Below are 7,222 nucleotides of genomic sequence, written 5' to 3'. Positions count from 1 at the left end.
CGCGGCGTGTTGCAACCATAAGACTCCGCTCAACGCTGATCAGCAACCATTTCTCTCCGGTCAACCATCTCTCTCCGATCAACTGGGCGTGCCGCACCATCCATGGGCAGCGACGACGAGTCCAGCTGCGCGCACCCGGCGTTGGGCAGGTCAGCCCGAGCCGCGCCGCGGCACTGTCACGAGGTTTCGGCCCGGGCCATCCGGTCGTGGTCCGGGCCAAGGATCTTGAAGTGTTTGGCGTGAGAGAAATGGTGCGTGTTGCGACACGTGTAGCAACCACTTCTCTCACGCCAATGACGATCGGTAACCATTTCTCTCACGCCAAGTTTGGGTCAGCAACCGTTTGACTACCGCCACTGAGGCTCCGCAGCCAATTCGCGCCCGTCGATCCAGGCTTTGCCGTCGTGTGGAGTTCGGGCCCAGAGTTGGTCCGACGACGCCCTTTTCGCCAAGAGCAGCCCTTGCACCCGTCCAGAACCTGGTCCACCCCTGCCACCCTGCCCAAGTCAGGACTTGCTCTGCCCCTTGCTGCTCCGCTTGAGCCGCGAGTTCCTCTGCCTCCGCCGCTCGGCCTGGGCCAGGAGTTGCTGTGCCCCTTGCTGCTCTGCCTTGGCCTGGAGTTTCTCTGTCCCGTCACTCCGCCCAAGCCGGGAGTTGCTCTGCCCGTCAGTCCGCCCAAGCCAGGATTTGCTCTGCCCCGCCACTCGGCCTGAGCCAGGAGTTGCTGTGGCCCCTTGCCGCTCGGACTGAGCCGGGAGTTCCCCTGCCCCCGCCGCTCGGCCTGAGCCGGGAGTTGCTGTGCCCCTTGCCGTTCGGCCGAGGCCGGGGGTTGCTCTGTCCCCGCCACTCCGCCTGAGCCAGGATTTGCTCTGCCCCCGCCGCTCGGCCTGAGCCGGGAGTTGCTCTGCCCCTTGCCGCTCGGCCTATGCCGGAGTTGCTCTATCCCTGCTGCTCCGCCCAAGCCAGAAGTTTCTCTGCCCCACACTCTCCCGGACCGGAAGCTGTCCCAACCCTCCCGAACCCTCAGCCCGGCAGCACCTCAGCTAGCCGCAGTATGCGGAATCCGAGCCGCCTCACGTGCCCCACTCGGCACGCCCTTCTTCAAGCTCGCCGCATACACATCCACGTACTCCTGCCCACCAAGCTGCATGAGCTCGTACATGACCTCGTCGGTCACCGCACGCTCAACGAACCGGTTCCCGCCCATGCCGTCGTACCGCGAGAAGTCGATCGGAGTACCGAACTTGACCGTCACCTTGCGGCGCCGCCAGCGGAACGGTCCGGGCGGGCTCACGTCGTCGGTGCCGATGACCGCGACCGGGATGACCGGAACCCCGGTTTCCAGTGCGAGCCGGGCGAGACCGGTCTTGCCCTTGTACAGGCGGCCGTCGGGGGAGCGGGTGCCTTCGGGGTACAGGCCGACGAGGCGACCTTGGTCGAGCAGCTTGCGGGCGGCGTTGAGCGCGTCCTCGGCGGCGTCGGCGCCGGTGCGGTCGATCGGGAACTGGCCGGAGGTGGTGAAGAACCACTTCTGGAACGCACCCTTGATGCCGGGGGTGTTGAAGTATTCAGCCTTGGCCAGATAGTTGATGCGCCGCGGGCTCAGCAGTGGCGCGAACAGCCAGTCCGCGAAGGACAGGTGGTTGCCCGCCATGATCGCAGGGCCGTCGGCCGGGATGTTCTCCACACCTTCGACCGTCGGCCGGTTGTAGAGATGCATGAACGGTCCGAGCAGCACGTACTTCAGCAGCCAGTAGAACATGACGTCCTTCCCCCGGACCGGGATAGAGGCGGGCACCTGCGTCAGTTGCCGACTTTACCGCTGGTGCGAGATCACATCCAACCACAGCGGCAAATCTCACCACACTCTGCCATGTGTGCACCCGCCCGCCGTAATCGGCGGCCGACCGCAGCGTCCTCGGCGGCCGGAAATCGGGGGGTCATCGGCGACCGAAGCAAGCGTTCTTGTCTGTCGAGTACCACCGATGCCCACGATGAAACGTCAACCGCCCGCAGCACGCTCACGCTTGATGATCAGCGGCTGCGGGCTACTCGGGAGGATTTGCGTTCGCTCTCGATCAGGGCCGCGCGGGCCAGGTCGGCGGCGCCGATCATGCCTGCCGCTTCGCCGAGTTGGGTGGTGCGGATGCGGGCGAGCGGACGATGCCCGGCACCGGTGACGGCCCTGGCGTACTCCTCGCGCGCCTCGTCGAGGTACAGCGGCGCGGAACTGCTGACTCCGCCCGCGATGACGACGAGGTCGGGATCGAAGATGTCGCTGACGAACGCGAGCCCGAGCCCGAGCCAGCGCGCGAAATCGGCCATGACGAGCTGGGCGAGCGGATCGCCGTCCTGCGCGGCGTTGGCGACCCTGCGCCCGGTGAGCGAGCCTGGATCGCGGTAGACGTCGCGCGCGAGCACCGAGCGCACCGGGTCGGTGGCCAGCATTTCGATCGCGGTGTCGGCGAGTGCCGTTCCGCTGCAATACCTTTCCCAGCAGCCGCGCTTACCGCACGGGCAGGCCCGCCCATCGGGGACGACCTGTAGATGCCCGAGTTCCGGTGCGACACCGTGGGTTCCGCGATAGAGCCGACCATCGATGAGCAGCGCGGCGCCGATTCCGGTGCCGATCGCGACGAGCACCACGTTGTGTCCGCCCGCAGCGGCGCCGAACCGGTATTCGGCCCAGAGCGCAGCATTCGCGTCGTGCTCCAGGGTGACCGGCAGCTCGAGCCGTTCGGTGAGCCGCTGTGCGACGGGGGTGTTCTGCCACGGCAAATGCGGGGCGAACCGGACGGTGGAGCGGTCGCCGTTGATGAACCCGGCGACGGCGAGACCCACCGCGCTGATCGGATGCCTGCGGCACAGTTCGCGCACCGACCGATCGAGCGCGTCCTCGAGTGCCTTCGCCGAATGCGGGGTCGGCGCCTGCACGGTGTCGAGTACCTCGCCGCTGGTGTCGATCACCGACGCGCGAATGTTGGTGCCACCGACGTCGATTCCGACGGTCAGCGGCCGCGCACCTGCCATCCGGTGCGTCATGCCTTGATCGTCACGGGGATGCTGACATAACGGGATCGCGAGGTGCGCTGTCCGGCACCGGATTCCGACGTCGCCGTCATGGGATCGGAATCCTCCTGTCGCACACCGTGTTCGTGACCTGCCTGGTCGACGTCGGGCATGACCGGATCGACCGGCACGCCGGCCAGCGCCTCGCGCAGCACCGTGACGATCGCGGTGCCGTGATCGGCGACCGTCTGCAGTACTTCGTGGTGTTCGCCGCGCACCAGCGCGGCCGCGGCACACACGGGGCACCAGCCGCAGCTCGCCCACTCGGTCTGGCCGTCGGCCGCCCGGCGCAGCACCGGCTCCACCCGCTCCAGCATGGTTTCGGCGAGCAGCTTCAGCTCTGCCGCGAATTCGGCGACGCCGTCCACCGGATCGGCGGCGTCCGACGGCGGCGTATCCCGTTCACTCATCGGCACCGCCTTCGGGCCAGACGTCCGGATCCGGCCGGAACCGCACCACGAGTTGACCACCGTCGAGTTCTGCGCCGTCAACCGTGCACCGCTGCAACACCGGCGCCAAACGGACGCGCCGCCGGACCCCGTCCGCTCCCACGATCAAATCGTCCTCCACTCGGCCAAGTCGCAGCGTTGCCGCATCGACAACGGGCAGGTGCATCCGCAGTGTGTATATTGCGCGCAGACCGGTGCCCGATTCATATCGAACCACCGGTTCGCCGGAACTCGCGTCAACCTCCGCCGGACTGTCGCTCAGCATAAAGGCTGGATCGTTGCTGTTCCTGCTCGAGTCCACCGCGTACGACAGGGTCGTGAGCGAGTTCAGTCCGATCGGCTCCGGCCCGGTGTGCTCCGCGATCAGCACCGGGATACCCGGCATCGAGTGTTGTAACTCGGCGATCGCGGCCAACTGTTCGGCCCGCCGGTTCAGATACCAGTGCACCGCAGGGTGGTCGGATTCCGGCGGGGCGGTCGGCGGCAGCACCTTGTTGACGACCACCGCGTCCAGGCGCAGCCCGAGCAGCGCGGCGGCGGACCGGACGCGCTCCGATTCGGCGAGCGTCACCCGCTCGGCGACGGTGATCAGCCTGGCGCCGGTGCGCCGATGGTCGGCGAGCAGATCGCGAACCTCGCTGACCGCCTTGACGATTCGTTCGACCGTCACGGCAAGCACCGCGCGGCGCAGGTCGGTGCCGACGGTGCTCATCGCCCTGGCGTGCGGCGGCCAGATCCGCTCGAGATAGCCGAGCAGGGTGTCCGGCGCGGTGATGATGCGGAGCATGTCGGCCGAGGGTGGGCAGTCGATGATGACCACATCCCAGTCGTTCTCGTTCGCGAACCCGGTGATCTCGACGAGCATGAGCAGTTCTTGCACGCCGGGCAGGCCGGTCAACTCGGCGGGATCGAGCGCGGACAGGTCCACGCCGTGGTCGTGGCCCGCGGCCGAGGACAGCATCCGGACCACGTCGCGGAACCGATCCTCCAGCAGCGCAAGGGAATCCACCTCGATCACGTCGAGGCCGGGTTGCACGCGCACGATGCCGGTGACCGTGCCTGGGTCGCGCGGGAAGCGGAAGCCGAGGGCGTCGCCGAGTGAATGTGCCTGATCCAGCGAGGCGACGAGCACCCGTTGACCCGACCTGGCATAGGCCACGGCGGTGGCACACGCCAGCGTCGTCTTGCCTACCCCACCCTTGCCGATGAACAGCTCGAGCCGCGTTCGCTCGGCGGCTGCTCCGGCCCCTGGCTTCTGCGTCGTCAGCCTTCGACCCGTTTCTTCAGTTCTTTCAGCGCGGTATCGGTGATCACCTTCTCGGCCTTGCGCTTGAACATGCCGATCATGGGGATGTTCAGGTCGACGGTCAGCGTGTAGACGACCTCGGTGCCGCCGTTGGGCTGATCGATGAGTTCGTACGTGCCGTTCTGCGCCTTTTGCAGCTCACCGCTGACCAGCGTCCAGCTGACCGCCTTGTTGTCAGGGCGCCAGTCGTAGGCGAGCACATAGCTGTCCTTGACCACGCCCGCGTCCAGCACGAACCGCGCGGTGCGCGCCCGCCCGTCCGGGCCCTTCTCCTGTACTTCGACCGATTTCGCCGCCGAGACCCACTCCGGGTAGGACTCCAGGTCGGCGATGACGGACATCACCTGCTGCGACGGGGCCTCGATGATGATCGACCTCTGGGTCCTGTCGGCCATGGCGGACAGCGGTTCCTTTCAGCGTCGGTCCTGGGGATGGCAGCCGGCGGAGCCGGCGGGATGGGGGAGCGTCAAGAGGCGTTGGCAGGGGCGACGCCCGCCGGGCGGCCCGCCTCCAGCCGCGTCTTCAGTTCGAACGACATGTTCCTGCCCGCGACCCGGCGCGCGCGATTCGCGGCGGCGATCCGGTTCGGCGGCAGCGCGGGATGCGGTTCGGCGTGCAGGAAGTAATGCAGGATCACCCCGTCCAGCGAGGGTTGCAGCCAGACCTCCATGGTCCCGACCAGCGCGCCCTTCGTGGTCCAGCGAATTCCCTTGTCGCCGCGGTCTTCCCGGACCTCGAGGATGAGGTCGGGCCACCAGCGCAGCCAATTGTTCGGCGCCGACAGCACATCGGCGACCTCGGCCCCCGAGGCGGCGACGAAGGTTTGGTCGGCGACCGTGATGCTGGTCATGACCGAACCTCGCCGGAGGTCGCGGTGTCGGCGGCTCGCTCGGTTCGGTCAGTCACGGTGCTGAGCCTAACGGATGGGACCGCACGACGGCGCTTCGCTTCCGTCGGCAGGCCCGGGTGCCGGATCGAGCCGATCGTGGCGGAGCCAGGCCCTGCGTCGATGTCCGATCCGGCGCATCTGCCCGGACTTCGGCACCGGGCCGAGGCTGCTCAGTAAGAATGGCTAACGCAGGAGTTGGCGGAGGCGGGCGCCGTGGGTGTCCCAGCGCCAGTGATCTTCGACGAATTCCCGGCCCGCGGCGCCCATGCGTTGTGCGGCTGCCGGGTCGGAGAGGATGTCGACCAGGGCGTCGGTGATCTGCTCGACCGAGCGGCCGTCCACCACGCGGCCGGTTTCGCCCTCGATGACCGTTTCTGGGGCACCGCCTGAGCGGCCAGCGACGACCGGTACGCCGGAGGCCGAGGCCTCCAGATAGACGATGCCGAGTCCTTCGACATCCAGACCCGCGCCTCGGGTGCGGCACGGCATGGCGAACACGTCGGCGAGGGTGTGGTGGGCGGCGAGCTCGCCGGAAGGCACCCGGCCGATGAACATGACATCGTCGGCGACACCGACGGCGATCGCCAGCTCGCGCAGCTTCTCCTCGTAGGGCCCGCCGCCCGCGATGACCAGGGTCGCGCCGGGCACCCGATTGCGGATTTCGAGCATCGCGACAATCAGTGCGTCCTGGCCCTTTCGGGGAACCAGCCTGGACAGGCAGAGAATTGTCGGCCGATCGTCGAGGCCGTAGCGCGCGCGCAATTCCGCGCGGGCGGCCGGATCCGGGCGAAAGGTGTCGGTATCGACACCCGGGGGCAGATATTCCAGCGACGCATTTCGGCCGAATGCCGAGGCGAAACGGCGACGCGTGTATTTGCTGACATAGGTGACCACGTCGGTGTGCTCGCCGATCTGGCGCAGCGCCTGCCTGGCGGCGGGCAGCATGGACCAGCCGACCTCGTGCCCGTGCGTGCTGGCCAGGATGCGTTCGGCACCCGCGCGCCGCAGCACCGGCGCCATCAGAGCGAGCGGCGCGGCGGCGCCGAACCACACCGTGTCGCACTGCTCGCTGCGCAGCAGGCGGGCGGCCCGGCGCATGACGAGCGGGGTGGGCAGCATCAGCGTGGTGGGGTGGCGGACCACCTGAAACTTTTGTTTGGCATCGAATTTCAGATGACTGTCGCCGCGCCAGCGTGGGGCGTAGACGACGAGATCACCCGGCGGCAGCTGTCCGGCCAGCGCGTGCAGATAGGACTGAATACCACCCGGCCGCGGCGGGAAATCATTGGTCACCAGCAAAGTTCGGGCCATGCTGACAACCTACTGTGTGCGCTTGGCCGACATTGCGGCGCTGCGTATTCGCGACGTTCTTTCGTGTCGGCACTCCCTCGGTCCTGAGTCCAGGCGCACGGGCCGAGTGCGTGGACAGCGTGCGGCGGTGTCGATGTTCCACCCGCGGACCCCGGCATGACCAGCACCCTCGACCTGGTGTTCGCGGAGCCAGGCAGT

The 7,222-nt window shown here is 67.8% G+C and carries 8 protein-coding genes; 1 reads left to right on the top strand and 7 read right to left on the bottom strand.

The window, feature by feature from the left end; translation table 11 throughout:
• A partial coding sequence (locus NA11_RS46405) for a hypothetical protein (RefSeq protein WP_218023393.1) occupies window positions 1-347 on the top strand: 347 nt, incomplete at its 5' end.
• 692 nt (window positions 348-1,039) lie between these two features.
• On the opposite strand, the gene NA11_RS28565 is transcribed toward NA11_RS46405, so the two are convergent.
• The 7 genes from NA11_RS28565 to NA11_RS28535 all read right to left on the bottom strand — a co-directional run bounded on the left by NA11_RS28565 (window position 1,040) and on the right by NA11_RS28535 (window position 7,024).
• A complete protein-coding gene (locus NA11_RS28565; RefSeq protein WP_069165113.1) occupies window positions 1,040-1,762 on the bottom strand; it encodes a lysophospholipid acyltransferase family protein in 723 nt (240 codons plus the stop codon).
• Window positions 1,763-2,034: 272 nt separating this feature from the next.
• Window positions 2,035-3,042 carry an ROK family protein gene (locus NA11_RS28560; protein WP_069165112.1) on the bottom strand — a complete coding sequence of 336 codons (1,008 nt, stop codon included), beginning with the start codon at window positions 3,040-3,042 and terminating at the stop codon, window positions 2,035-2,037.
• Window positions 3,039-3,479, bottom strand: coding sequence for a hypothetical protein (locus tag NA11_RS28555; RefSeq protein ID WP_069165111.1), 441 nt, complete (start codon window positions 3,477-3,479; stop codon window positions 3,039-3,041). The genes NA11_RS28560 and NA11_RS28555 overlap by 4 nt, the downstream gene beginning before the upstream one ends.
• The gene (locus NA11_RS28550; RefSeq protein WP_281197108.1) at window positions 3,472-4,725 is read right to left on the bottom strand and encodes an ArsA family ATPase; all 1,254 of its coding nucleotides are present in this window, start codon (window positions 4,723-4,725) and stop codon (window positions 3,472-3,474) included. The genes NA11_RS28555 and NA11_RS28550 overlap by 8 nt, the downstream gene beginning before the upstream one ends.
• A gap of 56 nt (window positions 4,726-4,781) precedes the next feature.
• Window positions 4,782-5,219, bottom strand: coding sequence for an SRPBCC family protein (locus NA11_RS28545; protein WP_069165110.1), 438 nt, complete (start codon window positions 5,217-5,219; stop codon window positions 4,782-4,784).
• Window positions 5,220-5,290: 71 nt separating this feature from the next.
• Entirely contained in the window at window positions 5,291-5,674 is a 384-nt protein-coding gene (locus NA11_RS28540; RefSeq protein ID WP_069165109.1) for an SRPBCC family protein, read from the bottom strand.
• Between the two features lie 222 nt (window positions 5,675-5,896).
• Window positions 5,897-7,024 carry a glycosyltransferase family 4 protein gene (locus NA11_RS28535; RefSeq protein WP_069165108.1) on the bottom strand — a complete coding sequence of 376 codons (1,128 nt, stop codon included), beginning with the start codon at window positions 7,022-7,024 and terminating at the stop codon, window positions 5,897-5,899.
• Between the last annotated feature and the right edge of the window lie 198 nt (window positions 7,025-7,222).

Source organism: Nocardia altamirensis NBRC 108246 (genome assembly GCF_001612685.1).
Classification (GTDB): domain Bacteria; phylum Actinomycetota; class Actinomycetes; order Mycobacteriales; family Mycobacteriaceae; genus Nocardia; species Nocardia altamirensis.
Note: the sequence above shows the minus strand (reverse complement) of the source record. Positions and strands in the feature narration are given on the sequence as shown.